Origin of the sequence: Ruegeria sp. HKCCA5491, assembly GCF_013034565.1 — a bacterium.
Taxonomy (GTDB): Bacteria; Pseudomonadota; Alphaproteobacteria; order Rhodobacterales; family Rhodobacteraceae; genus Ruegeria.
The window spans coordinates 174,994-200,539 of record NZ_WQGG01000005.1; the positions used below are offsets into that span (position 1 = coordinate 174,994).

General features: G+C 58.0%; 24 protein-coding genes, 1 other RNA gene and 1 riboswitch. Of the genes, 13 read left to right on the top strand and 12 right to left on the bottom strand.

Annotated elements, in window-relative coordinates; translation table 11 throughout:
* Nucleotides 1-21 precede the first annotated feature (21 nt).
* Nucleotides 22-783, bottom strand: a complete 762-nt coding sequence (locus tag GOV88_RS09120) for a DUF1013 domain-containing protein (RefSeq protein ID WP_170485727.1) — start codon at nt 781-783, stop codon at nt 22-24.
* A gap of 130 nt (nt 784-913) precedes the next feature.
* Here GOV88_RS09120 and GOV88_RS09125 point away from each other — a divergent pair, with 130 nt between their 5' ends.
* A complete protein-coding gene (locus tag GOV88_RS09125) occupies nt 914-1,555 on the top strand; it encodes a ribonuclease T2 (RefSeq protein WP_171240214.1) in 642 nt (213 codons plus the stop codon).
* Here the strand turns inward: GOV88_RS09125 and GOV88_RS09130 are convergent.
* Nucleotides 1,552-2,040, bottom strand: coding sequence for a hypothetical protein (locus tag GOV88_RS09130; RefSeq protein WP_171240215.1), 489 nt, complete (start codon nt 2,038-2,040; stop codon nt 1,552-1,554). The genes GOV88_RS09125 and GOV88_RS09130 overlap by 4 nt on opposite strands.
* Before the next feature lie 100 nt (nt 2,041-2,140).
* Between GOV88_RS09130 and GOV88_RS09135 the strand changes: the two genes are divergently transcribed.
* The gene (locus GOV88_RS09135) at nt 2,141-2,662 is read left to right on the top strand and encodes a hypothetical protein (RefSeq protein WP_171240216.1); all 522 of its coding nucleotides are present in this window, start codon (nt 2,141-2,143) and stop codon (nt 2,660-2,662) included.
* A 34-nt stretch (nt 2,663-2,696) separates the two neighbouring features.
* On the opposite strand, the gene recR is transcribed toward GOV88_RS09135, so the two are convergent.
* From recR to GOV88_RS09150, 3 genes are all read right to left on the bottom strand, one after another.
* Nucleotides 2,697-3,290 (bottom strand): recombination mediator RecR, encoded by a 594-nt coding sequence (recR, locus tag GOV88_RS09140; RefSeq protein ID WP_170415635.1) that lies wholly within the window; start codon nt 3,288-3,290, stop codon nt 2,697-2,699.
* A gap of 64 nt (nt 3,291-3,354) precedes the next feature.
* Nucleotides 3,355-3,699, bottom strand: a complete 345-nt coding sequence (locus GOV88_RS09145) for a YbaB/EbfC family nucleoid-associated protein (protein ID WP_170386032.1) — start codon at nt 3,697-3,699, stop codon at nt 3,355-3,357.
* A gap of 233 nt (nt 3,700-3,932) precedes the next feature.
* The gene (locus tag GOV88_RS09150) at nt 3,933-5,693 is read right to left on the bottom strand and encodes a DNA polymerase III subunit gamma/tau (RefSeq protein ID WP_171240217.1); all 1,761 of its coding nucleotides are present in this window, start codon (nt 5,691-5,693) and stop codon (nt 3,933-3,935) included.
* Nucleotides 5,694-5,862: 169 nt separating this feature from the next.
* On the opposite strand from GOV88_RS09150, the gene GOV88_RS09155 reads away from it, so the two are divergent.
* On the top strand, nt 5,863-6,360 hold the full coding sequence (locus tag GOV88_RS09155) for a dual specificity protein phosphatase family protein (RefSeq protein ID WP_254428820.1): 498 nt from the start codon (nt 5,863-5,865) through the stop codon (nt 6,358-6,360).
* Between the two features lie 2 nt (nt 6,361-6,362).
* On the opposite strand, the gene GOV88_RS09160 is transcribed toward GOV88_RS09155, so the two are convergent.
* The 3 genes from GOV88_RS09160 to GOV88_RS09170 all read right to left on the bottom strand — a co-directional run bounded on the left by GOV88_RS09160 (nt 6,363) and on the right by GOV88_RS09170 (nt 9,178).
* The gene (locus tag GOV88_RS09160; RefSeq protein ID WP_171240218.1) at nt 6,363-6,770 is read right to left on the bottom strand and encodes a hypothetical protein; all 408 of its coding nucleotides are present in this window, start codon (nt 6,768-6,770) and stop codon (nt 6,363-6,365) included.
* Between the two features lie 82 nt (nt 6,771-6,852).
* Nucleotides 6,853-7,076, bottom strand: a riboswitch (cobalamin riboswitch).
* Nucleotides 7,077-7,195: 119 nt separating this feature from the next.
* Nucleotides 7,196-7,294, bottom strand: an RNA gene (gene ffs, locus GOV88_RS09165) — signal recognition particle sRNA small type.
* A gap of 39 nt (nt 7,295-7,333) precedes the next feature.
* Nucleotides 7,334-9,178: a bifunctional 2',3'-cyclic-nucleotide 2'-phosphodiesterase/3'-nucleotidase gene (locus tag GOV88_RS09170; RefSeq protein ID WP_171240240.1), complete on the bottom strand. Its 1,845-nt coding sequence runs from the start codon at nt 9,176-9,178 to the stop codon at nt 7,334-7,336.
* 200 nt (nt 9,179-9,378) lie between these two features.
* Here GOV88_RS09170 and nudC point away from each other — a divergent pair, with 200 nt between their 5' ends.
* Both nudC and GOV88_RS09180 read left to right on the top strand, forming a co-directional pair.
* The gene (gene nudC, locus GOV88_RS09175) at nt 9,379-10,359 is read left to right on the top strand and encodes an NAD(+) diphosphatase (protein ID WP_171126312.1); all 981 of its coding nucleotides are present in this window, start codon (nt 9,379-9,381) and stop codon (nt 10,357-10,359) included.
* A gap of 40 nt (nt 10,360-10,399) precedes the next feature.
* A complete protein-coding gene (locus tag GOV88_RS09180; protein WP_171124353.1) occupies nt 10,400-10,867 on the top strand; it encodes an SRPBCC family protein in 468 nt (155 codons plus the stop codon).
* 32 nt (nt 10,868-10,899) lie between these two features.
* On the opposite strand, the gene GOV88_RS09185 is transcribed toward GOV88_RS09180, so the two are convergent.
* Nucleotides 10,900-11,733 (bottom strand): prephenate dehydratase, encoded by an 834-nt coding sequence (locus GOV88_RS09185; RefSeq protein ID WP_171240219.1) that lies wholly within the window; start codon nt 11,731-11,733, stop codon nt 10,900-10,902.
* Nucleotides 11,734-11,852: 119 nt separating this feature from the next.
* On the opposite strand from GOV88_RS09185, the gene GOV88_RS09190 reads away from it, so the two are divergent.
* From GOV88_RS09190 to GOV88_RS09210, 5 genes are all read left to right on the top strand, one after another.
* Nucleotides 11,853-12,362, top strand: coding sequence for a cytochrome c family protein (locus GOV88_RS09190; RefSeq protein WP_171126447.1), 510 nt, complete (start codon nt 11,853-11,855; stop codon nt 12,360-12,362).
* A 173-nt stretch (nt 12,363-12,535) separates the two neighbouring features.
* Nucleotides 12,536-14,446: an extracellular solute-binding protein gene (locus GOV88_RS09195; RefSeq protein ID WP_171240220.1), complete on the top strand. Its 1,911-nt coding sequence runs from the start codon at nt 12,536-12,538 to the stop codon at nt 14,444-14,446.
* Between the two features lies 1 nt (nt 14,447).
* Nucleotides 14,448-15,542, top strand: coding sequence for a microcin C ABC transporter permease YejB (locus GOV88_RS09200; protein ID WP_170386010.1), 1,095 nt, complete (start codon nt 14,448-14,450; stop codon nt 15,540-15,542).
* Nucleotides 15,543-16,649, top strand: a complete 1,107-nt coding sequence (locus GOV88_RS09205; RefSeq protein WP_171240221.1) for an ABC transporter permease — start codon at nt 15,543-15,545, stop codon at nt 16,647-16,649. It abuts the gene before it with no gap.
* The gene (locus tag GOV88_RS09210; protein ID WP_171211179.1) at nt 16,646-18,223 is read left to right on the top strand and encodes an ABC transporter ATP-binding protein; all 1,578 of its coding nucleotides are present in this window, start codon (nt 16,646-16,648) and stop codon (nt 18,221-18,223) included. Before GOV88_RS09205 ends, GOV88_RS09210 begins: the two co-directional genes overlap by 4 nt.
* 19 nt (nt 18,224-18,242) lie before the next feature.
* On the opposite strand, the gene GOV88_RS09215 is transcribed toward GOV88_RS09210, so the two are convergent.
* Entirely contained in the window at nt 18,243-20,171 is a 1,929-nt protein-coding gene (locus tag GOV88_RS09215; RefSeq protein ID WP_171211180.1) for an elongation factor G, read from the bottom strand.
* A gap of 205 nt (nt 20,172-20,376) precedes the next feature.
* The gene (hemN, locus tag GOV88_RS09220) at nt 20,377-21,732 is read right to left on the bottom strand and encodes an oxygen-independent coproporphyrinogen III oxidase (RefSeq protein WP_171240222.1); all 1,356 of its coding nucleotides are present in this window, start codon (nt 21,730-21,732) and stop codon (nt 20,377-20,379) included.
* A gap of 61 nt (nt 21,733-21,793) precedes the next feature.
* Between hemN and fnrL the strand changes: the two genes are divergently transcribed.
* Nucleotides 21,794-22,537 carry a transcriptional regulator FnrL gene (gene fnrL, locus GOV88_RS09225; protein WP_171126306.1) on the top strand — a complete coding sequence of 248 codons (744 nt, stop codon included), beginning with the start codon at nt 21,794-21,796 and terminating at the stop codon, nt 22,535-22,537.
* Nucleotides 22,538-22,598: 61 nt separating this feature from the next.
* Nucleotides 22,599-22,853, top strand: coding sequence for a GlsB/YeaQ/YmgE family stress response membrane protein (locus tag GOV88_RS09230; RefSeq protein WP_171124335.1), 255 nt, complete (start codon nt 22,599-22,601; stop codon nt 22,851-22,853).
* Nucleotides 22,854-22,895: 42 nt separating this feature from the next.
* Here the strand turns inward: GOV88_RS09230 and GOV88_RS09235 are convergent, their stop codons facing one another.
* The gene (locus tag GOV88_RS09235; RefSeq protein ID WP_171211182.1) at nt 22,896-23,735 is read right to left on the bottom strand and encodes a universal stress protein; all 840 of its coding nucleotides are present in this window, start codon (nt 23,733-23,735) and stop codon (nt 22,896-22,898) included.
* Nucleotides 23,736-23,931: 196 nt separating this feature from the next.
* Here GOV88_RS09235 and ccoN point away from each other — a divergent pair, with 196 nt between their 5' ends.
* Complete coding sequence (gene ccoN / locus GOV88_RS09240; RefSeq protein WP_171240223.1) at nt 23,932-25,539, top strand: cytochrome-c oxidase, cbb3-type subunit I; 1,608 nt, start codon at nt 23,932-23,934, stop codon at nt 25,537-25,539.
* Nucleotides 25,540-25,546 lie beyond the last annotated feature (7 nt).

Consider the following 25,546-nt stretch of genomic DNA (forward strand, 5'->3'; position numbering starts at 1 on the left):
CAGGCAGGGGCTGTCTGTAGATTAGGGGCGCAGATCGTCTTCGTCTTCATCCTCGGCCCCGCCTTTGGGCAGGTTGAAGAAGCTATCCGCGTCGATGACCGGTTCGTCGTCTTTTTCTTCGACCGGCTCGTCAGACAGCGAGAATGTCTCGAGGCCCTCGATGGCGGTCGGGATTTTTGGCGCGGCGTCCATTTCCAGCGACTGCTCGGTCGAAACCAGCTTGCGGCGTTCGTCATCGCTCATGACGCCACCTTCGGCGGCTTTCTTGGCGGCCGCCTTCTGCACGATCGCATCCAGTTCGGACTGTTTGCACAGGCCCAGGGCAACCGGGTCGATGGGTTGCATGTTGGCGATGTTCCAGTGGGTGCGCTCGCGGATCGACTGGATGGTGGGCTTGGTGGTGCCGACCAGCTTGGCGATCTGGCCGTCGCTCAGTTCAGGGTGGAACTTGACCAGCCAAAGGATCGAGTTCGGACGGTCCTGACGCTTGGACAGCGGGGTGTAACGCGGGCCACGGCGCTTTTCCTCGCCTGCCGCAGCAGCGTTGAACTTAAGCTTGAGCTTGTGCAGCGGGTTGTTCTGCGCGGCGTCGATCTCGTCCTGGGTTAGTTGGTTATTGGCGATGGGGTCAAAGCCTTTGACGCCAGCGGCCACGTCGCCGTCGGCGATGCCCTGCACCTCAAGCTCGTGCATACCTACGAAATCCGCGATCTGCTTGAAGCTGATCGTGGTGTTGTCCACCAGCCATACGGCTGTTGCCTTGGCCATAAGCGGTTTTGCCATCAGCCCGTCTCCTTTAAATACATCTGTCCCGTCGCCGGAATTCGGCGGCCCCGTGGTCTTGGGGCAGGTTTCCGTTGTCGGGGAACTTGGCCCGTATATAGTCGCGCAAGGTCAAGAAGGGAAGAGGCGAATGCGCCAAGGGATTCTGGGGCTGTTATTATGCGTTCTGAGTGCGGCGACGGCGCTGGCCGAGGGCGAAAAGGCAGGGGAATTCGACTATTATGTTCTGTCCCTCAGTTGGTCGCCCAACTGGTGCGCGCGTGAAGGGGATGCGCGTAGCTCGGATCAATGCGATGCGCGTCACGATCATGGTTGGATCCTGCACGGGTTGTGGCCTCAGTTTCATCAGGGCTGGCCGTCCTATTGCCGAACCGCCGTGGCGCCACCCACCCGTCGTATGACGCGGGAAATGGCGGATATTCAGGGCACGTCCGGTTTGGCGTGGCACCAGTGGAAGAAACACGGAACCTGCTCGGGCCTGTCCGCGCCGGACTATTTCGCGCTGTCGCGCCAAGCATATCAGCAAGTCGCGCGGCCCGAGGTCTTTCGCAAGCTGGAAGAGGCCGTCAAACTGCCGGCTTCGGTGGTTGAGGAGGCGTTTCTGAAAGCTAATCCGGGACTAACACCGGACATGATCACCATCACCTGCAAACAAGGCTACATTGAAGAAGTCCGTTTGTGCCTGTCGCGCGATCTTAAACCCGTTCCCTGCGGCCAGGACGTGATCCGCGATTGTGCAGCCAAGGACGCCCTGTTCGATCCGATTCGCTAGAGTTTCTTGTTCTGACAGTCGCGCGCGTATTCCAGCGCCTTGGCCGTGCCCTTCAGGTCTATGGCCATGACAGTTTCCCCTGCCGGATTGTAAACGGTCATCGTGCGGTTCTGAGCGATCGCATTCACAAAGTTCCGGTCGGTGAAAAACACGGTCGCACCCGGCACGCGGTCCAATTTGAACCCCGTGGCCGTGGCATCAAAACTTTTGCCATCCAGTTCGAACCGGATGGGATAGCTTTGGCCCTGTTCGATGTCGCCCCACGCCTTGTTGAAAACCGTAAAATACCCGCGATTGTTCAGCGCGTCGTAACCAATCCGAACCACCGACAGATCCTCATACACCGTCTGAATCAAGCACCCGTTGCCAAGCGCAGGGTCCATCATGATGTTCCAACCCTCCGCAAAGCCTTTGTCGACGAGTTCCTGCGACCAGGCGGCGGTTGCTGTTAAGGCGGCGAGGGTGAGGGCGAGAAGGCGGGTCACTAAACAACTCTACAGTTAACGTGGCACAGTTGAGGTTAGTGACTTTTTATTGAATTACAAAGACATAATTTCTTTGTGTGGAATAGGGTAATTTGGAGCAATGAAACTACTGCTCGCCTTTTTTTGCAGTGTTTTTGCATACGCTGCAACGGCGCTTATCTTGTTCGGAAATGTTCTTCAGCCAATTGCATTTGTAACATTTTGGAGCGATCGATTGGGCGCCCCTTTTTGGCCGATTCTCGTGTTCTTCGGCGGTTTTTTGGGTTTATTGGTCAGTGCGTTCTTTAGCAGGTTAAATTTCGAAGCCCATATCACTCTGCCGGTGTTCATTGTCTTGGCCATGAGCCTATCAAGCGTCTTTGTCGGATCTTATGCAAGCGTCCTGCGCGCTAGATCGATCAATGTTTTTGATGCGGATGCGGAGTTCAGAAACTCATTCTTTCAGACGCTTCGAAATGCGCCAAGAGAGTTTCAGTTCTATTTGCATGCGGCTGCGCTTAAGGACTGCGTTCCTTATGCTTGGAGCTACCGAACCATGTCGTTTTACCAACTGCCAAACAACATCGCAGTCAATGTTTTGCCGCACGAATGGGTGGTACAATGTGGAATCACAAGAGACTAGCCGGAGCATTTGTCACCCGGAACTTTTGATAAGATCAAAGTTCTTTCCGCGCACGCAGCGCCGCTGTAATCGTCCCGTCATCCAGATAATCCAGCTCTCCGCCAATCGGCACGCCCTGCGCCAGAGAGGTCAGGCGGACCTGCCCCTCTAGCTGATCGGCGATGTAATGCGCCGTGGTCTGGCCATCAACGGTGGCGTTCAAGGCGAGGATAACCTCGGTAACTCCTTCGGCGACCACCCGGTCCTTGAGGCGCGGAATGCGCAGCTCGTCCGGGCCGACGCCGTCCAGTGCCGACAATGTGCCGCCCAGAACGTGATAGCGGCCTTTAAACACGCCCGCGCGCTCCATCGCCCAAAGGTCGGCGACGTCTTCGACCACGCAAAGCTCACCAGTCGCGCGGGCCTCGCTGTCGCAGATATCGCAGATATCGGTGGTGCCGACGTTGCCACAGTTCAGGCATTCGCGGGCGGTGATGGCGACCTGTTGCATGGCGTCTGACAGGGGCGTCAGCAGCAGGGCACGCTTGCGGATCAGGTGCAGCACTGCGCGGCGGGCCGAGCGCGGACCCAGACCCGGCAGCTTGGCCAACAGGTCGATCAGGTTGTCGATGTCGCTGTTCGAACTCACTGAGCGCGCTCCTGCAAATGGGCCGGGCATGCGCGCCCGGCCTGTGTTTCGTCAGGAGTGTCTATCAGAACGGCAGCTTGATGTCTGCGGGTAGGCCCATGCTTTCGGTGAGCTTTGCCATTTCTTCCTGCGACCGCTCTGCGGCTTTGGTCTGTGCGTCCTTGATGGCAGCAAGGATCAGGTCCTCGACCACTTCCTTGTCGTCGCCATTGAAGATCGACGGGTCGATGTCCAGACCTTTCAGCTCGCCTTTTGCAGTGGCGGTGGCCTTGACCAGCCCGGCACCAGATTCGCCGACAACCATGATGGTGTTCAGTTCTTCCTGCATGTCGGTCATCTTGGTCTGCAAATCCTGTGCGGATTTCATCATCTTGGCCATGTCGCCCAGACCGCCGAGTCCTTTGAGCATCGTGTTTCTCCTGTAAGTCCGTTTGAAGCCTAAATACGGGCGGCACCCGCGCGGCACAAGGGCCGTGGGGCTCCCGCCTGTCGTCAAGGTCTTTGGCAAGACCTTTCCTCCCGTTGGGCCCGGCAGCGCGGGCCTTGCCCACGCTGCCGGGCCCAAGTCCGCTCAGGGCTGTCGGCGTCAGCCGATGGTCCGTGGCGGGCGCGGGAGTATTTCGGGTGTTTTTCGCGAAGGGTTCAGTCCTCTTCGAACGGGTCCCATTCGTCTTCGACTTCGGGCAAGGCTTCGGTTTCGACCTTTGCGGCGCGTTCCGCGGGCGTTTCGATCCTTTTGATCCGAGCCTTGGGGAATTGTTTCAGCACCGCCTGAACCAGCGGATGCTGCTCGGCCTCAGCGCGCAGGGCGAGGTCTGCCGCGTCCCTGACTTCGGCAATTGTCGCCATGTCGCCGTCCGATACGACCGATACCGCCCAACGATTTCCGGTCCAGCGTTGCAACGCTGACCCCAGTCGTTGCGCCAAATCCGTCGGAGCGTTGTCGGCCGGAGTAAATTCGATCCGCCCCGGCTGGTACGAAACCAGACGCACGCCGTTTTCAACCTCTACCAGCAGTTTCACATCCCGGTTTGTGCGGATCAGTTCAACCACATGTTCTAATGTCGGATACCGGGCCAGAGCGGTCTGTGTTTCCCGCGCCAAAGCCGCGCTGGGTGCGCCCGCGCCACCACCCGCTGGCGCCGCGTAGGATTGTGCCGCTGGCGCATGTGCCTGAACGGTGCCCTGAGTAGGCGCTGACATTCCACCGCCGGGCCCGCCGTTCGGGGCAGGGGGCGGGGCGTCCTGAAGACGTCTGATCAGCTCTTCCGGGGTGGGCAGGTCGGCGACATGGGTCAGCCGGATGATAGCCATTTCTGCGGACATCATGGCATTGGGCGCTGCCGAAACTTCTTCGAGTGCTTTCAGCAACATCTGCCACATCCGGGTCAGAATGCGCATGGGAAGGGCCTCGGCCATCTGGACGCCCCGGGCGCGTTCGTCAGGCGAGACTGTCGGATCTTCGGCTGCGTCCGGCGTAATCTTGACCACCGAGACCCAATGCGTGATCTCGGCCAGATCGCGCAGTACGGCCAGCGGGTCGGCACCTTCGGCATATTGACCGCCAAGCTCCGTCAACGCTCCGGCGGTATCGCCGCGCAGGATCATGTCCATCAGGTCCAGCACCCGCCCGCGATCAGCCAACCCCAGCATGGCCCGCACCTGATCCGCGCTGGTTTCCCCGGCACCATGCGAAATGGCTTGATCCAGCAGCGAGGTCGCATCCCGGGCCGAACCTTCCGCCGCACGAGTGATCAGCGCCAAGGCGTCCTCGGCAATCTGAGCGTTCTCGGCAGTTGCGATTTTTTTCAGCAGGCCGATCATGTCCTCGGGTTCGATCCGGCGCAGGTCGAAGCGTTGACACCGCGACAGGACCGTCACCGGAACCTTTCGGATTTCGGTTGTGGCAAAGATGAACTTCACATGCTCAGGCGGTTCTTCAAGGGTTTTGAGCAAAGCGTTGAACGCGCTGTTCGACAGCATGTGAACTTCGTCGATGATGTATATCTTGTAGCGCGCACTGGCGGCACGATAGCGGACGCTTTCGATGATCTCGCGAATGTCGTTCACACCGGTGCGGCTTGCGGCGTCCATCTCCATTACGTCGACATGGCGGCCCTCCATGATGGCCACGCAGTGTTCGCACTGGCCGCAGGGTTCGATTGTCGCTTTGCCTTCACCGTCTGGTCCGATGCAGTTCATGCCCTTGGCAATGATCCGCGCGGTGGTGGTTTTGCCGGTACCGCGAATGCCGGTCATGACAAAGGCCTGCGCTATCCGGTCGGCCTCGAACGCGTTTTTCAGGGTACGTACCATGGCGTCCTGGCCCACGAGGTCGGCAAAAGTTTCAGGACGGTATTTGCGGGCGAGCACCTGATAGGCGGGGCTTGGTGTTTCGGTCATGTCTGCTCTGTCGGATTCGTATCAGCTTTGCAGCGTAGTGACCCCTGCCGCTCACGTCCACCGCAGGGAGCGATGAAATTCGATTTGGATTACTGCGGCACATTGGATACAGGTTCGGGTGGGCGTGTATCGGCTTGCCCAGCCATTTCCTTCTGGCAGAGTGCGCACCTTGGACAGGTTTGAAATTTACTCAATGCCGGTTCGGTCCGGTCTGTTGGGCTTGGCGCAAATGCCAGGTCGGCACGGCGACTTTGCCGGGGATCTTGAGCGGATCATGCAATGGCGGCCGGCAATGGTCATTTCGATGACCACTTCCAATGAGTTGGAGGCCGTAGGAGCGCACCATCTCGGGCGCGACCTGCAGAGCCGCGCAATCACTTGGGTTCATCTTCCGGTGCAGGATTTTGGCGCACCGTCATCGAACGTAAGGTGTGATTGGCCAAACGCCAGCACCGATGCACACCGCGTCCTGTCTGCGGGTGGACGGGTCTTGGTTCATTGCCGGGGCGGATGCGGGCGGTCCGGCATGATTGTGTTGCGCTTGCTGGTCGAAGGCGGTGAAGCCCCGGATAAGGCGCTGCGCCGGTTGCGCGCGGTCCGGCCGTGCGCCGTCGAAACCGACGCGCAGATGGCTTGGGCCACGGCACCGGCATCAACCGGGCTTTGACGTCACGCCATGGCTGGTTGTGGGTCACCAGCCGCGGGACGCAGTCCCAAGGTTGTAACCTCGAGCATTGCGCAGGGCATATCGGACAGCGTTCCGGTTGGCATGGCCGACAGGCTGGTCCCGAACATCATGTCGGCGTAATCGTCCAGCTTTGTCGTCGGTGTATCCGGGGGCGTACCACAATAAACCCTGATCAGATCTGAATGGGCGCGAAACCGTGCTGTGCACCCTTCTGCGCAATGCGAAAGCTCTCCACTGCCTTCGACCTCGAACTCTTTGGTTGTGACAGGCTGCGCTGTCGCCATCGCGTCCGCCATGGCACGTGCCATCCTTGCCAAGGCCGGACAGGGTTTGCCGGTTTTCTGACAAATCGTTGCAGAAAACTCGTGCGTTTTTGTCTTCCAGATCATTGTGCGCCCTCCGCGCGAAGGACGGGGGGCGTGGGTCAGGTCGCTTTGTGCGGCTTTGACCTGCCCGGACACCCCGCCCGAGTTTCGGTTTCAGTCAGATGGCAGGTCTCCTGACTTGCGAGTCATCGCTTTGCCAACCTTCCCAGCCGTTGGGCCAGTGGTGTCTCGGCATTGCTCACCGCTTACAGTTGCGGGGGCAGTCGCGGCATTGGTCCGTTTCGGCATCGCCGGGGCAGGACCGCACCGTGTTCCCTTTTCATCCCTTCCCGGTAAGCCGGGTCGAGAACCATCAAGTCAGCGCTATCCGGTGAAATCGGTCCGAGTCAAGCGGGCTTTGTCACCGCTTTAGACGCAGGGTTGTCTTCCCGATAGGGCGGCGGGCTTGTTCATGCCGGATCGCGGAATAGCCTTAAGCATGTGGGGGGAAGTGAGAGGTTGGACATCGACCCAAGCGGGGCTCGTTGTGGCTGCTTCCTTCCGGACCTGACCAGGTTGGCGAGGCGCTCGCCCGCGCCAACCTCTCAGGGGTGGATATATGCATTTCGTTTGCGGATGACAACCCGTCACAGCGTAAGCCGGATTAGTAAAAAACCATCGTCATCGCGCCCAATGACTGACGGGTTATACGTCTGCAATTCAGCTAAATGGTGCTGCGCCTTGGGACTGGTTCTGAGAATCGCAAACGCCCCGGATAGCGGTCTGAGTGTGAATGGCCGCGGCGCATCCGCCAACGGATCCGCGGGAAGGCGGCCCGCGACATAATCCCGAACAATGCATTGGATCGACAAAACTGGTAACGGAATCTGCCTTGCGGTGTCTACGAAGGGGAAATGCCCACCTCCGCTGGCCCGGTAGTTGTTGAGGGCAACAACAAAGGATTGCTGATCGTCGATAGGGTGCTCGGCAAGGCGAATATTCTTGACGCGGTTATGCGATGAATTCGTCAAATTGCCGCCCGCGTCGAACCGCGCGGGCATACCAAGGTCGATCTGGTAGCTAAGGCCGTGCAGGATATCAAAATTGTAACCGGCGCGCGCGGAATTCCGCAGGTCGATTTGTTGACTTGCGTGCATTTGATTGAGCACGCCAGCCGACATCTCAAGCCAGTCTCTAATCTGCGCGCCCGAAACCACGACGGCCTGCATTTCGTTTGGAAAGATGTTCAGGTCGTTGACATGGCGAAGCCGGATTTGACCCGCCGGAACGTCGGTAAAGGATCGTGGCCCTGCGCGCCCTCCGAATTTCGAGGGCGATACGGCTGACAGAACCGGTAGGCCCTCGTGCGTTGTTCCTTTTAGGAAGGGGCGCAACGCGGCGGCTTGCGCTGCCGCGACCAGCGCAAGCCCCCTGTCCGGCGCACAGAAGCTGAAATAACTGTGCAAATTTTGACGCGTTTCGCCGACAGGCTTGGCCGAGTGCAACCGTGTCTCTTTATGTGCTTGTGCGAACAGACGCTTCAGATCAGCGTCCTCTTCCGTCGGGGCCGCGGGCGTCGCTGGTGAAACAGAATGCAGTTCCACATGTTGGTCCCCAATCGACCACCCGCCCGCGTCTTTTTGGTGCAACGTCAGGTCAATGATGCCCAGATGCGAACCGGCCGCGCCCGGCATCACAACCGGTTTTCCGTGAACAAGACCGTGTTGTGGGTCGACATGCTCCAGACTCTGATGAGCAGAGCCGGGCAGGGTCAAGTGGGAATGCCCAGCAATGATCGCATCAATTCCGGGCACCGCTGCCAGGGGGATAGCCGCATTCTCAAGATTGGGCGCGGGTGCAGCGGCGCCAAGCCCTGTATGGGCAAGTGCCACAATCAGATCGCATCCCCCGGATCGCAATTCCCGCGTTTTTCGATGGGCGCACGTCAGGATGTCCTCTACCGAAACGGCACCTTGCAGGCGGTGCGCTTCCCACTTGGCTGTCTGCGGTGGGAGGACAGAGAACACACCGATTTTCAAAACCAGATCTTGCCCCTGCATTTTGATGTTCCGGTCAAGAATCGTATGCGCCTGCCAGCTTGCCGGGCGGTCGGCTCTGGTGGCATTGCTGCAAATGACCGGGCACGTGGCTTGGGCGACTATGCGGTCCAGTACCTCAAGCCCGAACCCAAAGTCATGGTTTCCCAACCCAACGGCGTCATAACCAAGGTCATCAAAGGCTTGCATCAGGATGTGACGGCTGTCGGTCTGCGCCACGGCCCATTCACCAATGGGCGCACCTTGAAGGGCGTCACCATTGTCGAACAGCAAGACAAGGCGCCCTTGAGACTGGGCCTGCGTTCGGGCCGCTTTGATCAGACTTGCGGTTCTGCTCAGGCCGATCGAAGGGTCAGGAGTGTCCGCATAATAGTCGAATCCGGTCAAATTCATGTGCAGATCGGTTGTCGCCAATATCCGGATCTGCGCTGTCATTAAGGAAGAGGGAGGTTTCACTACTCTACTTTTGGCAGTTTTTTATTAATCAATTTCAACAAAAAGCGTATCAGGTGCAAATTTCAAGGTCAGGCTAAGGCTTTTCAGCGGCGCAGGAACTTTTTCATAAGAAGCTGAAAAGCCATTGCAACGTCGTGGCTGCCATGGCAGCCCTGTGCGGAAAATCCGAAGGAACTGCAATGAAAAACGCGGAACATGTGACGTTTGGTGGCTCTGGCCTGGATCGTGCGGCGCATATTCGCGCAGACGCAGATGAGATCGCGTTGGCGCGCGCGAATCCCGAGGCACGGTGCATTTTGCTGTGGCGTGGCAAGCTGTTGGTTCAGGGGGAGGCGCTGGACCGACTGGGTTTCATCCCAATGACGCATCAACTGGTGAACAACGGACCCGGCGGTATCACGGATGAGCCGATATTTTTGGGCTTGTCCGACGACGCGCCCGTGTTTGCCGTCGATATTTCGAACTGGGCCGCCGATGATCTGGATATCTCGCAGGTCGGCGGTTTCTTTGACAGGTCCGAGCAGCAGCATCCCGGTCTGCCCAATGGGTTCGTCTTTGCCGAACTGCGCCGCATTATGACCCGCCTGTCCCCGCGTGACGCAGAATTGGCGGCCTCGGCCAAGGCTGTGATTGGCTGGCACGAAACGCATCGGTTTTGTGCCCGGTGCGGCGCGGCCAGCGAAATGACGCAGGCCGGATGGCAGCGTAGCTGCCCCAGTTGCGGTGGGCACCATTTTCCACGCACAGATCCGGTTGTCATCATGCTGATCACACACGGAGAAACGGTTCTGGTCGGTCGATCACCGGGCTGGCCCGAGGGGATGTATTCGCTGCTTGCCGGGTTTGTCGAACCGGGTGAGACACTGGAAGCCGCCGTCAGGCGCGAGGTCATGGAAGAGGCGGGCGTGCCTGTTGGCCGGGTCTCTTACCTGTCCAGCCAGCCTTGGCCCTTTCCCGCGTCGCTGATGTTTGGCTGCGCGGGTGAGGCGCTGTCCAAAGAGATCAAAATTGATCCGGTTGAGATTGAAGACGCGATGTGGGTCAGCAAGTCAGAGATGATGCAGGCCTTCGCGGGCGAACACCCAAACCTTCTGCCTGCGCGTAAAGGTGCCATTGCGCATTTCCTTTTGCAAAACTGGCTTGCGGACACGCTGGACTGACAAAATACTGGGCTGACAAGTAAGAGAGCCGCGAACTGAAATGCAATTCACTGCGCGTGAAGATATCCAAGCCCCGATCAACGCCGTGTTCGAGATGGTCACTGATTTTGAGCGTTTTGAACGAATGGCGATGCGCCGGGGAATCGAAGTGCGGCGCCTGACCGGCCATATGGGCGTGGTCCCCGGAACAACCTGGACAACGGAATTCAGGCTGCGTGGCAAACCGCGGCAGGTCGAGATTGTGATGGCCGAATGCGATCCGCCATCACAGATGCGGTTCGAGGCGACGGGAAAAGGACTGAACGGCACGACGACCGTCGAGTTTATGGCCTTGTCGCAGCGCCGCACACGGCTGGAAGTGGACATGTCACTCGCGGCCAAGTCGCTGCCTGCCCGGCTTTTCCTGCAATCCCTCCGGCTGGGTCAAAACCGGTTCCGGCGTCGGTTTCAGGCGCGCCTAAGCGAATTCGCCAGAGAGATGGAAGAACGACATCAGCATGGCATCTGACCGGATTTGGCAGGCGCCGCTGGAAAAAGCTGCTAGCCGCGCGGCTGGGCAGCCGGGTAGACGCCCAGAATCTCGACGTTGGTGGTAAAGTGCTCCAGTTCTTCCATCGCCAGTTTTACATTCCGGTCTTCCGGGTGCCCGACGATGTCTGCGTAGAATTGCGTGGCGGTGAATGATCCATCCACCATGTAACTTTCCAGCTTGGTCATGTTGATGCCATTGGTCGCGAATCCGCCCATCGCCTTGTACAGCGCCGCAGGAATATTGCGCACCTGAAAGACAAAGCTGGTGATCATGCCGTGTTCGCCACGCCGGGACATATCCGCCTGACGCGACATGACCAGAAACCGGGTGGTGTTGTTGTCGCGATCTTCAATGTGTCGGGCCATGACGTTCAGGCCGTAAATTTCGCTAGCCAGTTCACTGGCCAGCGCCGCCGAATGCAGATCGCCCTGCTCTGAAACTTCGCGGGCGGCGCGGGCATTGTCCGGGCTGACACGGCCTTTGATTCCGTGCTTCTTCAGGAACTCTGCACATTGCGGCAGCAAAACCAGATGAGAGTGCGCCTCGATAATATCTTCAAGCTTGGCGCCCGGAACGGTCAGTAGATTGATGTGAACCCGGACAAATGCCTCGTCAATGATGTGCAGGCCGCTATGGGGCAGCAGACGGTGTATATCGGCGACGCGGCCATAGGTCGTGTTTTCCACCGGCAGCATCGCCAGATCAGCTTCACCCGATCGGACCGATTCGATCACATCCTCGAATGTGCGGCAGGGCAGGGCCTCCATGTCGGGGCGGGCATTGCGGCAGGCCTCGTGACTATAGGCGCCGGGTTCTCCCTGAAATGCGATACGTTTGGTCATTTGGTCGATTCCGTGCAACAAGTTCTTGAATTGGGCGTTTAGTCGCGGTGTCTATACCTTGCCTCTTGCTAGGGGAAGCCTTAGACACCCCGCAGACAGCTGAAATGGACTCGCGATCAATGTTCGACACGATGACAGTTACCAAGGCCGCCGCAGGCCTGTTTGGCACCTTTCTGGTGCTGCTTCTGGCCAAATGGGGTGCCGAAGCTCTTTACCACGCCGATGGGCATGGCGAGACAGCCGCATATATCATCGAAACCGAAAGCGCGGGTGAAAGCGCTGACGGCGAAGAGGTGGTTTTCGAAGATATGCTGGCCGCCGCTGACCCCGAAAAAGGCGCCAGAGTTTTCCGCAAGTGCACCGCATGTCACAAGCTGGAAGACGGCGCGAACGGCACCGGCCCCTACCTGTACGGTGTAGTTGACCGCCCGGTCGCCTCGGCAAACGGATTCACAGGCTACTCGGCTGCCATGCAGGCCCATGGCGGAAACTGGACACCCGAAGCGCTGGATGCCTTCCTGGAGCGCCCAAGCGCGTATATCTCGGGCACTTCCATGAGCTTTGCCGGCCTGAAAAAGCCGCAAGAGCGCGCCGACCTGATTGCTTATCTGCAGACAATCGGCAACTGATCCGACACTCGGTTTTCCCGATTTTTAAAGCCGCTGCTTCCCGCAGCGGCTTTATTTTTGTTTAAGAAGAACTTCACAAAGCGTTCACGCATTCTAAACTTGCATATGACAGCGCTGGTCTTTTAGCTGGCGCTTACAAGGTTAAAGAAGTCAACGAACCAGAGGATGAGCATATGAAACCCCTGCCGCCTGCACCGCGCGTAACGACTGTTCGGCCTTGGGCAGCCTTTATGGGAATTGCCGCGGCGCTCATGCTTGGGGTTGGTGACAAAGCTGTTGCCGCTGAGGAAAACGTCACCCGCAGCCACGGCTATTCCTACTTTGGAAACCTCGACTATCCCGCTGACTATCCGCACCTGAACTATGTGAACCCCAATGCCCCAAAGGGCGGAGAGTTGTCGCTTGCTGGATCAGGTACATTCGATTCTCTGAACCCGTACTCGCGCAAAGGCCGGGCCGGGGCGCTTACGACGCTGCAATACGACTCGCTGATCGACAGTACTTCGGACAGCGTCGGGCAATATTACGGTTTGCTTGCGGAAAGCATGGAATACGACGAAGGCCGCAATTATGTGATTTTCCACATGCGCCCCGAGGCGACGTTTTGGGACGGAACCCCGGTCACGGCCGAGGATGTGGTCTATAGCCATCGCCTGTTTATCGAACAGGGTCTGCCATCCTATGCGCAGGCGGTTGGGCGGATGGTTACCGGGGCTGAGGCGCTGGATGACCACACTGTCAAGTTCACCTTCAGCCCCGACGTGACAAGACGGGGGTTGATTGAAACCGTCGGATCAACGCCAGTTTTCTCAAAAGCGTGGTTCGAAGCGGATGACAGCCGGCGTCTGGATGAACCCCGGCTTGAGGTGGCGGTGGGCTCGGGGCCGTACAAACTTGACAGCTACGACATCAATCGCCGCATCGTTTACAAGCTTCGGGACGATTATTGGGCGAAAGATCTGCCGATCAATGTGGGCCGCAACAATTATGGCACCATTCGGGTCGAGTATTTCGCCGACCAGACCGCCGCCTTCGAAGGATTCAAGGCGGGTGAATATACGATGCGTATCGAAAGTGACCCAAAACTCTGGGCCTCTAGCTACGACTTTCCAAAACTAAGCGCAGGCTCGGTCGTGCGGGATGAGATCACCGATGGCAGCCCACCGACACCATCGGGCTTTGTCTTCAACCTCGGCAAGCCCCAATTCGCGGATAAAAACGTGCGCAAGGCTTTGGCGCTGGCGTTCAATTTCGAATGGGCCAATGAATCACTGATGTTCGGATTAAATACTCCCCGGAACTCTTTTGTTCAGGGCACGCATCTAGAAGCCACCGGCGCGCCGGAAGGTGCTGAACTGGCGTTTCTGGAGTCGCTGGGTGATGTGGTCTCAGCAGATGTTCTGAGCGAACCGGCCCTGTTGACGCACGAGTCCAACCCGGCGCGGTTGAACGATCGCCGCAACCTGCGCAAGGCGTCGAAACTTCTGGATGAGGCCGGGTGGCCGGTGGGCGATGGAAATCTGCGTCGCAATGCGGCAGGTGAAACCCTGAAGGTGAACATTCCCTATGCGTCCAGTATTCCAACCTCGACCGCGACGATGATCGAAACCTTTGTGCAGAACCTGCAGTCGATCGGCGTTGACGCTTCGGCGGAAAAGGTGGACCCGTCTCAGTTCACCTTGCGCAGGCGCGAGCGGGATTACGATATGGTGTATTCCAATCGGTATGGATCATTCCTGTCGACAGGTGGCGGTTTGAGCCAGATGTATGGTTCGGAAGAGGCAGCGTTCAGCCTGTTCAACCCCGCCGGACTTGCCAGCCCGCTGGTGGATGCCGTGATCGAAGCCTCTTTTGACACCACAAATCAGGCGGAACAGGACGCGGCGCTTATGGCGCTGGATCGTGTGTTGCGGTATGAGTTCTTCATCATCCCCGATGGATATGTGGCGGACTACTGGACGGCCTATTACGACATGTATGAGTACCCCGAAAACCTGCCGCCATTTACGCTTGGCTATCTCGATCTTTGGTGGGTCAACCCCGAGAAAGAGGCTGCATTAAAGGCGAAGGGCGCGCTGCGGTAACATGGGCGCATATATACTAAGACGCCTGTTGCTGGTTATTCCCACGCTTCTGGGCATTATGATCGTCAACTTCACACTGGTTCAGTTTGTACCGGGTGGACCGATCGAACAGATTATCGCGCAGATCGAAGGCCAAGGCGACGTTTTTGCAGGCTTCGCCGGTGCCGGAGATGCCGGTGCCGCCGCCGAACCCGCCGGAGGCTCGTTTGACGACAAATACGTCGGCGCCCGAGGATTGCCGCCGGAATTCATTGCAGAGCTGGAAAAAGAGTTCGGGTTCGACAAGCCGCCGCTGGAACGGTTCCTGTCCATGATGGGCAACTACCTGACACTGGACTTTGGCGAGAGCTATTTCCGGTCGATCAGCGTTATTGATCTGGTCCTCGAAAAAATGCCTGTCTCGATCTCGCTGGGTCTGTGGTCGACGCTGATTGCTTATCTGGTGTCGATCCCGCTGGGCATTCGCAAGGCAATCAAGGATGGCTCGACCTTTGACACCTGGACAAGCGGAACGATCATCGTGGCTTATGCCATTCCCGGTTTCCTGTTCGCAATCCTGTTGCTGGTGCTGTTTGCTGGTGGGTCATATTGGCAGATTTTCCCGTTGCGGGGGCTGACATCGGACAATTGGGACAGCCTTAGCCTGATGGGAAAAATTGCGGATTATTTCTGGCACATCACTTTGCCGATTATCGCGCTGACCATCTCGGCCTTTGCGACCCTGACGCTGCTGACCAAGAATTCGTTCCTGGACGAGATCAAGAAACAGTACGTGATGACGGCCCGCGCCAAGGGCTTGAGCGAAGGCAAGGTGCTTTACGGTCACGTGTTCCGCAACGCCATGCTGATCGTGATCGCCGGGTTCCCTGCTGTGTTCATCGGCGTGTTCTTTGGCGGGTCGATCATTATCGAAACGATCTTCTCGCTGGACGGATTGGGCCGATTGGGGTTCGAGGCCGCCGTTGCGCGCGATTACCCGGTGATCTTTGGCACGCTGTTTATCTTTGGCCTGATGGGTCTGGTTGTCGGCATCATCAGTGATCTGATGTATGTGCTGGTCGACCCGCGCATCGATTTCGAAAAGCGGGAGGGGTAGATGGCGCTTTCTCCGCTGAACCAACGTCGCTGGCGCAATTTTCGGCGTAATGGCCGCGCATTCTGGTCGCTGATCATTTTTTCGATCCTGTTCGGCCTGTCGCTCTTTGCCGAATTCATCGCCAATGACAAACCGATCCTCGTGAAATACCGGGGCGAGTTTTACATGCCCGTTTTCAACTTCTATGCCGAAACCGAATTTGGGGGCGACTTCCAGACCGAAGCGATCTATCGCGATCCCGAAGTGCGCTGCCTGATCGACAGCGGCGGGTTGGAGCAATGTTTTGACGACCCCGAGGGCATTATCGAGCAGATCGACGCCGGTACGTTCCAAGCCGAAGGGTTCGAGCGTGGCTGGGCCATCTGGCCCCTGATCCCCTATTCCTTCAACACCAGCGTTGACCGGCCGGGTGCCGCGCCGCTGCCGCCAAACGGCCAGAACCTTCTGGGCACGGACGACACCAAGCGCGATGTGCTGGCGCGGGTGATTTACGGATTCCGGCTGTCGATCCTGTTCACCCTGATGGTTACCGGCGTTGCCAGCCTGATCGGGATTTTCGCCGGAGCCATTCAGGGGTTCTTTGGCGGATGGCTGGACCTGATCTTCCAGCGGATCATCGAGATATGGTCCGCGACCCCCTCGCTTTACGTGATCATCATCATGTTTGCCATTCTGGGCCGAAGTTTCTGGTTGCTGGTTGCGTTGATGATCCTGTTTAGCTGGACAGGGCTGGTTGGGGTTGTCCGGGCCGAATTCCTGCGGGCCCGGAACCTTGAATATGTGCGCGCGGCGCGGGCGCTGGGCGTGGGCAACATGACCATCATGTTCCGGCACATGCTGCCGAATGCGATGGTCGCGACGCTGACCTTCATGCCGTTTATCGTCACGGGAACCATTGGCGGTCTGGCTTCATTGGATTTCCTTGGCTTTGGCCTGCCATCCTCGGCCCCCTCGCTGGGTGAACTGACCTTGCAGGCGAAACAGAACCTGCAGGCACCGTGGCTGGCCTTCACCGCCTTTTTTACCTTTGCCATCATGCTGTCGTTGCTGGTCTTCATTTTTGAAGGCGTGCGCGATGCGTTTGATCCCAGAAAGACCTTCTCATGAGCCTTTTGGATGTGAACAACCTCAAGGTCTCGTTCAAACAGGACGGGCAGGTCAGCGCGGCGGTGAAAGGGGTTTCGTTCACCGTCGATCGTGGTGAAACGGTAGCTCTGGTAGGTGAGTCCGGGTCGGGAAAATCCGTTACGGCCTTGTCGACAGTGTCGCTGCTGGGCGACAGCGCGATCGTCGAAGGCTCGGTTCGCTATGACGGGAATGAGATGATCGGCGCGTCCGAGGACAGGTTGATGGATGTGCGCGGCAACGACATCAGCTTTATCTTCCAAGAGCCGATGACCTCGCTCAACCCGCTGCACACGATCCAGAAACAGATGGCTGAGTCTCTGGCCCTGCATCAGGGCTTGACCGGTGATGCGGCGCGTGACCGAATTGTCGAGCTGCTGACAAAGGTTGGTATTCGCGACCCGCAGGATCGACTGGACAGCTATCCGCACCAATTGTCGGGCGGGCAGCGCCAGCGCGTGATGATCGCGATGGCGCTGGCCAACAAGCCCGACATTCTGATCGCGGATGAACCGACAACGGCGCTGGACGTCACTATTCAGGCACAGATCCTGGAACTGCTGGCCGAGTTGCAGAAATCCGAAAACATGGGAATGCTGTTCATTACCCATGACCTTGGCATTGTACGCCGGATTGCGGACCGTGTGTGCGTGATGAAGGATGGTGAAATCGTCGAAACCGGCCCGACGGTCGCGATTTTCGACAACCCACAACACCCTTATACGCGCAAGCTGCTGGCGGCCGAGCCGTCCGGTCACCCGCAAGCGGTGGCCGCAGACGCAGAAGAAGTCGCGCGAACAGATCATCTTAAGGTTTGGTTTCCAATCCAGCGCGGGTTCCTGAAGCGGACGGTGGGACACGTCAAGGCGGTCAACGATGCCACGCTTAGCGTGCGGGCGGGTGAGACGTTGGGAATTGTGGGCGAAAGTGGTTCGGGCAAGACAACGCTGGCTTTGGCGATCATGCGCCTGATTGCGTCCGAGGGTGGCATCACCTTCCGCGATCAGGATGTCCGGCGTTGGTCCACGCGAGAACTGCGGCGCCTCCGCAAGGACATGCAGATCGTGTTTCAGGACCCGTTCGGTAGCCTGAGCCCGCGTATGACGTGCCAGCAGATCATTGCCGAAGGTTTGGCAATTCACAAAGTCGACCCGCACCGCGCCCCGCGTGAACTGGTGACTGAGGTGATGACCGAAGTGGGACTGGATCCGGCTGCAATGGACCGGTACCCGCACGAGTTTTCAGGCGGTCAGCGTCAGCGAATAGCCATCGCGCGTGCGATGGTGTTGCGGCCCAAGTTGCTGGTTCTGGATGAACCGACCAGTGCGTTGGACATGACGGTGCAGGTTCAAATCGTCGACTTGCTGCGTGACCTGCAGAAGAAATACGGTTTGGCCTACCTGTTCATCAGCCACGATCTGAAGGTCGTGCGCGCCATGTCCCATAACGTTATCGTTATGCGAAACGGTGATGTGGTTGAAATGGGCACGGCCGAGGATTTGTTTGAGAACGCCCAGACAGACTACACCCGTGAATTGATCGCAGCGGCAGGCTGAAGCCCGCCCTACAACTTGCTCAGGCGCTGGCTTTTTCCTTAGCCACCGGTTTTGGCACCGGGCCGCGCAGTTCTTCATAGTGATCAAAGCTCAGCTTGACCCAGCCGGTGCCGCGTGTCGCGCTGGCCAGACTGCGGTGCAGTTCATCCTCGGCTACTGCCGGTAGCTGCGCGTTGAAAATCTCCCAGCCTGAGGCGTTGGGATTGCCCTCAAAGCCCAGAACCTGACCCTGAAGCGAGCTGATCGTGGGAACAAGGTCGCCCACGAAATCCGAAGGCAGGTGAATCTCGGCGTTTAGGATCGGCTGCAGTACCACGGGCTTGGCCTGTGGCAGCGCTTCTCGCACGGCGTTTTTTCCGGCGGTGCGGAAGGCATAATCCGAGCTGTCTACGTTGTGATGCTTGCCGTCGCTCAGCGTGATTTTCACATCGACAACCGGGAACCCCTCGGGACCCTGTTCAAGCGCGTCCTTGGCCCCATGTTCGACCGAGGGGATATAGTTGCGCGGCACTGCGCCGCCCTTGACCACCTCTTCGAACTGGAACCCCGATCCGCGTGGCATGGGCGCAACCGAGATGACGACATCGGCGAATTGCCCGGCCCCGCCGGACTGTTTGCGATGCCGATGGCGATGTTCAATCGGTGTGCGAATGGTTTCCCGATACGCGGTTTCAACTGGATCGGCGACGATCTCGATCCCGAAGTCTTCGGCCAGTTTCGCGCTGACACGGCGCATATGCTGCGGACCCTGCGATCCCAGAACTGAATGACCGCTAAGTTCGTCCTGTTCCATGTGTAGGCCCGGGTCAATCTCAACCAGCCGGGTCAGGGCATTGGACAAACGCACATCGTCGCGTTCATGCGCGGGTGAGACCACCTGACGGTGAGCCGCCGGATGGGATAAGGCCCACTCGGGCAACGGCGTGGCCTCTTTGCTGTCATAGAGATTGCCGGGGTTCAGGTGATCAGATTTGACCGCCAACCCGATTTGACCCGCGCCCAGCTTGTCGATCTGGGTTTTTGCATCCAGTCCCGTCAGATTGCCAACGGTTTCACCTCCCAGCGGCTCATGGGCTTTTACGCCGTCGCCCAGTCCGCGTAGGACAATGATCTTGCCGATATGTTTTTTCACATCGGCAAACCCGGCGATCGCGCGGGCGTTTTCGGCGGCTTCGTCGCGTCCGGCTGCGATGTCAAACTCGGGCGCTTCATGCCGCAGGGCTTTCATCAGGCGTGTCAGGCCGTTTCCATGGCTGGCGGACCCCAGACAGGCCGGGATAAGCTGATGGTTCTGCAACACCTGCGCGGCAAGGTCGTAAATCTCGGCGCTGGGGGGCTGTTTGTCTTCGATAAGTTGTTCGAGCAGGTTGTCATCAAAGTCGGACAGAGTTTCCAAAAGCTCGGTTCGGGCTTCTTGTTCACGGTCTTCCACAGATTGGGGCAACTCGATCAGGTTGGAAGGTTTCCCCTCCTGGTATTTCCAGGCCCGTTCCGAAATCAGATCGACCGCGCCAACGATGGAGTCTCCATCACGGATGGGCACTTGCCGCAACGCGATGTGATGAACGCAATAGGTCTGTAGTGCCGCGATGATATCCCTAATGCGTCCATTCGGGCTGTCCATTCGGTTGATGAACAGGAAGCAGGGAATTCCGGCCTCTTCCACCAACCTCAGATAAGGGGCGCACAGAACGGCTGCGTCCGGGTCCGGGGGCACAACCACAACTGCCGCGTCGGAAATGGCCATGGCCGGGCCGACGTAGCCCAGGTTATCCCCGCCGCCATCCACGTCAACGGCGCACCATTGCTCGCCCAAATAAGAAAAACCGTGCAAATGCACGGTTCCGGACACGTCGAATGTGGTGGGTCGACCGTCGAGGCGGCTGATGGCCTCGACCAGGGTTGTCTTGCCCGACTGACTGGGGCCGAGGACGGTGAAAACGCGCATGAGTGCTGTCCCTCTTTCAGGTTGCAGTAATACCTGCACGAAAAGGGTCGTCCCACGCGGATGCGTCGGCAAGAACTGTCTGCAAATTCACCTGCCTCAGGGTGCGGATCGCACACCCCAAGTGTGGAGAAAATCGGATACCTGCGTCAAGCCCCCGCGCGAATGTTACGATGGCAGGCCGCAGGATCAGCGCAAATGCAAGACGTCAGATCGCCGAGCTGTGGCCAGCTTTGCTCAGGTCATAGGCGTCGAAACTGCGAGCAATCATCCGGGTCAGGGCGCGGGCCTCGGGTGGAATAAACAGCCCTTCGTCGGTGACGCGCAACAGGTTGTCGAACGCGGCATTGGCCGTTTGGAACATCTGATTCAGTTCAGTGGCCGAGACTTCGTGATCGCGCAGGATCTCCGCCGAATTGATCTGAAAGTCGCACATCAGCGCTTCGATCAAACGCGCTCGCAGAACATCCTGCCCCTTGAACATATGCCCGCGGGACGTCGAGAAACGCCCTTCGCGGATTGCTTTTGTGTGGGCCGACGTCGCGGGTGCGTTCTGGGCATAGCCTTGTGGAAAGCGTGAGATCGAACTGGCCCCGACTCCGATCAACACTTCGGCCTGATCGTCAGTATATCCCTGGAAATTTCGCTTGAGCCGCCCTGCTTTCAAGGCATGGGTCAGACCGTCATCCTGCGTGGCGAAGTGGTCGATTCCGATTTCCGCGTAGTTGTCCCACATGAAAAGGCGGCGAGCCGTGTCGAAAAGATCCAGCCGCTGTTCCGGCGTGGGCAGAGCATCTGACGGGATCAGCTGCTGTCGCTTGGCCATCCATGGCACATGGGCGTATCCATAAAGCGCCACCCGGTCCGGGTTAAGGGACAGAAGCTTCTGCACGCTTTCGGTCATTCGTGTTTTGGTCTGATGCGGCAAGCCATACAGGATGTCTGCATTCAGGCTGGAAATCCCACGGGCGCGGATCATATCGACCGCGTTGCGCGTGGTGTCATAGCTTTGAATCCGGCCAATGGTTTTCTGGATTTCATCGTCGAAGTCCTGAACCCCGATCGAGGCCCGGTTCATACCCGCCTCGGCCAATGCATTCAGCCGATCTGCGTCAATTTCGTTCGGGTCGATCTCGACCGAGAATTCCGCGTCAGCACCCAAGGGAACCACATCCAGAATATGAGCCGCGAGATTTCTCATCAGATCCGGGTTCAGCAAGGTGGGCGTACCGCCGCCCCAATGCAGGCGCGACAGTGTCACCCCTTGGGGCAGGCGTTCGGCCAGCAGATCCAGCTCGGCCTTCACCACGTCCACATAGGCAATGACCGGATTGTCGGTCTGGGTTCCTTGCGTGCGGCAGGCACAGAACCAGCAAAGCCTGCGGCAGAACGGAACATGGATGTACAAAGAGATGGCGCTGCCGGGCTTAATCTTGGAAATCCAGTCGCCATAACGATTTTCCCCCACGTCATTGTTGAAGTGGGGGGCGGTTGGATAGCTTGTGTAACGCGGTACTTTCGCGTCAAATAGTCCAAGCTGTGCCAGTTGTGGTTTAACAATCATGGCGATACCGTTAGAGGACGGCTCGCAAATAAACCTTGATAGAGATCAAGTGGAAACCCGCATGACACCGATGTTCAAGATCGACCATACCAATTGTGCCGACTGCCCCATTCGACATCGGGCGGTGTGCGCGCATTGCGATGCCAATGAGTTGGAAAAGCTTGAAGGCATTAAGTATTACCGCAGTTTCGAGGCTGGCCAGACAATCCTGTGGTCTGGGGATCAGATGAATTTCGTGGGTTCGGTCGTGTCGGGCATCGCGTCTTTGACGCAAACGATGGAAGACGGCCGTACTCAGATGGTCGGTCTATTGCTGCCCAGCGATTTTGTGGGGCGCCCCGGTCGCGAATCGGCGCCCTACGACGTGCAGGCTACGACAGATCTGGTGATGTGCTGCTTTCGCAAGAAGCCCTTCGAAGAGATGATGAACGAAACCCCGCATATCGCCCATCGCCTGCTGCAGATGACGTTGGATGAACTGGATGCGGCACGTGAATGGATGTTGGTGCTAGGGCGTAAGACCGCCCGTGAAAAGATTGCCAGCCTGTTGTCTATCATCGCCCGTCGGGATGCTTCGATCAGCCACGAGGGGAACGCCGGACCGATCGTCTTTGATTTGCCTCTGACCCGCGAGGCGATGGCAGACTACCTTGGTTTGACTTTGGAGACGGTCAGCCGCCAGATTTCGGCGCTGAAACGGGACGGCGTCATTACCCTTGAGGGCAAGCGTCACGTGACCATCCCCGATATGGGACGTTTGATGGAAGAAGCTGGTGACGATTCAGACGGTGGTTTTCTGGTCTGACGTGACCTGACGCAGTAGTCGTGGTTTAGTGGCCTGAGTGCAGTCAATTCAGGAGCAAACCATGGAATTCAGTAGCCTTCTCGCCATGATCTTCATTGGCGCCATTGCCGGTTGGCTTTCCGGCAAGATCATGGAAGGCCGGGGCTTCGGTCTGTTTGGAAACATAATTGTCGGTGTCGTCGGCGCGTTTCTGGCGGGAACGGTCTTTCCGGCGCTTGGCTTTTCGGTCGGGGGCGGCCTATTCTCGTCAATATTCTTTGCCACGATCGGCGCAGTCATTCTGCTGTTCCTGATCGGCCTTGTAAGACGAGGGTAAAAAACCGCCCTTATTAGGGGCGGTTTTACTAACTTACCGGCTTTAATGCGCCAGAAATACGGGAACCGGGGATTGTTCCAGCATGTTCCGAGTGGCGCCGCCCAGAATGGCTTCGCGGAATCTGGAATGCCCGTAGGCGCCCATGACAATCATGTCAGCTTCAGTGTCCGAGGCGTGGCGATTCAGGATGTCTGACACGCGTGTCATCGTTTTGCTGAGAACGTCGATTTCGCACTTTACTCCGTGCCGTGCCAGCATTTGCGACAGCATCCCCCCTGGGTCGGACCGATCCGGCCCGTGGCGGGGTGGGTCGATCACGACGATCCGCACAAGTTCGGCCTGTTGCAGGAAGGGCAGGGCGCGGCGTATGGCGCGCATGGCCTCAACGCTTTCGTTCCAGCCGATCAGAATCGTCCCCGGTCGTTCGAACGGCTTTGCGTTCTCCGGGGTGATAAGCACGGGCGCGTGTCCCTCGAACATCGCGGCTTCGACTATGGGTTCGCATTCTGCGCCCCGATCTTCGCCATAGGGCTGGGGCAGAACAACCAGATCCGAAAACCGCGCGCGATGGGCGACATGACGTCCAATATCGGCGATCTGAGCCACGCCACTTTCGGCAGACCACCGAACACCGGATTTCCCCAGAAACGCGTTGGCATATTCCAGTACTTCTTCTGCTTCGGCGTTGGCGCGGCTTAGTGTTTCCTGCAGGATCAACGCATTTGCGCCGGCATAGTAATACCCTGTCTGACTACGATCCACGCCCAGACACAGCGCCTCGGCATGGGCATCCTGTGCCAAAGCAAGTGCCGCCATCTGCGCAAGGGCCGCATTCGATTGCGTGGAATCTGTCATCACAGTGAGAAGAGATTTGTAAGCCATTTTTGACCTCTTACCTTCGAACCGTTGTAAGCTGCGACTTTCCAGCCCAGTCGTTTCTTTAGGATTGTCATAGTATTCAGCGTCCTGTCTTGACACAGATCAAAGCAGTTAAAGCGGCTGTCCGACAAAAGAACAGCCAATCAAAAAGGTTCTGCGATATAAGAGAATCGCGCAGAGCATGGCAAAGGGACGCAATATGTCAAATTACATCAAGCTGATCGTGCTTGGTCTGATCGTGGTTTTTGCCGCGATCGGGACAAATTATGCACGCGATTTGGCGTATCAGGTGCATGCAATTCTGGTGATGCTGATCGCCGGCGGATTGTTCATCTGGACGCTTAGAAACACCGATGAGCCAGATATCCTCGTGGAACACTCGGCCGAGTATATGGACGGCGTGATCCGCTATGGCGTTATCGCGACTGCCTTCTGGGGCGTGATCGGGTTCATCGCCGGAACATTCATCGCCTTTCAATTGGCCTTTCCCGCGCTGAACTTTGAATGGGCGCAGGGCTATCTGAACTTTGGTCGGTTGCGTCCACTGCATACATCTGCGGTGATTTTCGCCTTTGGCGGCAACGCGTTGATTGCGACCTCGTTCTACGTGGTACAGCGCACCAGCGCTGCGCGTCTTTGGGGCGGCAATTTGGCGTGGTTCGTGTTCTGGGGTTATCAGCTGTTCATCGTGCTGGCGGCGACCGGCTATGTTCTGGGTGGCACGCAATCCAAGGAATATGCCGAACCCGAATGGTATGTTGACCTGTGGTTGACTATCGTCTGGGTCGCGTATCTGGCCGTTTTCCTGGGCACAGTCATCAAACGGAAAGAGCCGCATATCTATGTGGCCAACTGGTTTTACCTAGCCTTTATCGTCACCGTTGCGATGCTGCACGTGGTCAACAACCTGACCATCCCGGTCAGCATCTGGGGATCTAAATCCGTCATCGTCTGGTCGGGCGTGCAAGACGCTATGATCCAGTGGTGGTACGGCCACAACGCCGTGGGCTTCTTCCTGACTGCGGGTTTCCTGGGCATGATGTATTACTTCATCCCGAAACAGGCGGAACGTCCGGTATTCTCGTACAAGCTGTCGATCATCCACTTCTGGGCCCTGATCTTCCTGTACATCTGGGCCGGGCCGCACCACCTGCACTATACCGCGCTGCCTGACTGGGCTTCGACGCTGGGCATGGTGTTCTCGGTTGTGCTGTGGATGCCTTCGTGGGGCGGTATGATCAACGGTCTGATGACCCTTTCGGGCGCATGGGACAAACTGCGCACTGACCCGATCATTCGCATGATGGTCATCTCGGTCGGTTTCTATGGCATGTCCACCTTCGAAGGTCCGATGATGTCGATTCGTGCCGTGAACAGCCTGTCTCACTATACTGACTGGACCATTGGTCACGTACACTCGGGCGCGTTGGGCTGGAACGGTATGATCACCTTTGGCGCGCTGTACTACTTGGTGCCTGTCCTGTGGAAGCGTGAGCGTTTGTACTCGCTGCAAATGGTTAGTTGGCACTTCTGGCTCGCTACGATCGGCATCGTTCTCTATGCCGCGTCGATGTGGGTCACCGGTATCATGGAGGGCCTGATGTGGCGCGAAGTGGATGCCAACGGCTTCTTGGTGAACTCGTTCGCTGACACCGTGGCTGCCAAGTTCCCCATGTATGTGGTGCGTGCCTTGGGTGGCGTGATGTTCGTCGCTGGTGCCGTGATCATGTGCTACAACCTGTGGATGACTGTGCGGAAAGCGCCGGCCAAAGAGGCCAGCCTGTCCGTCGCGGTCCCGGCTGAATAAGGAGGGC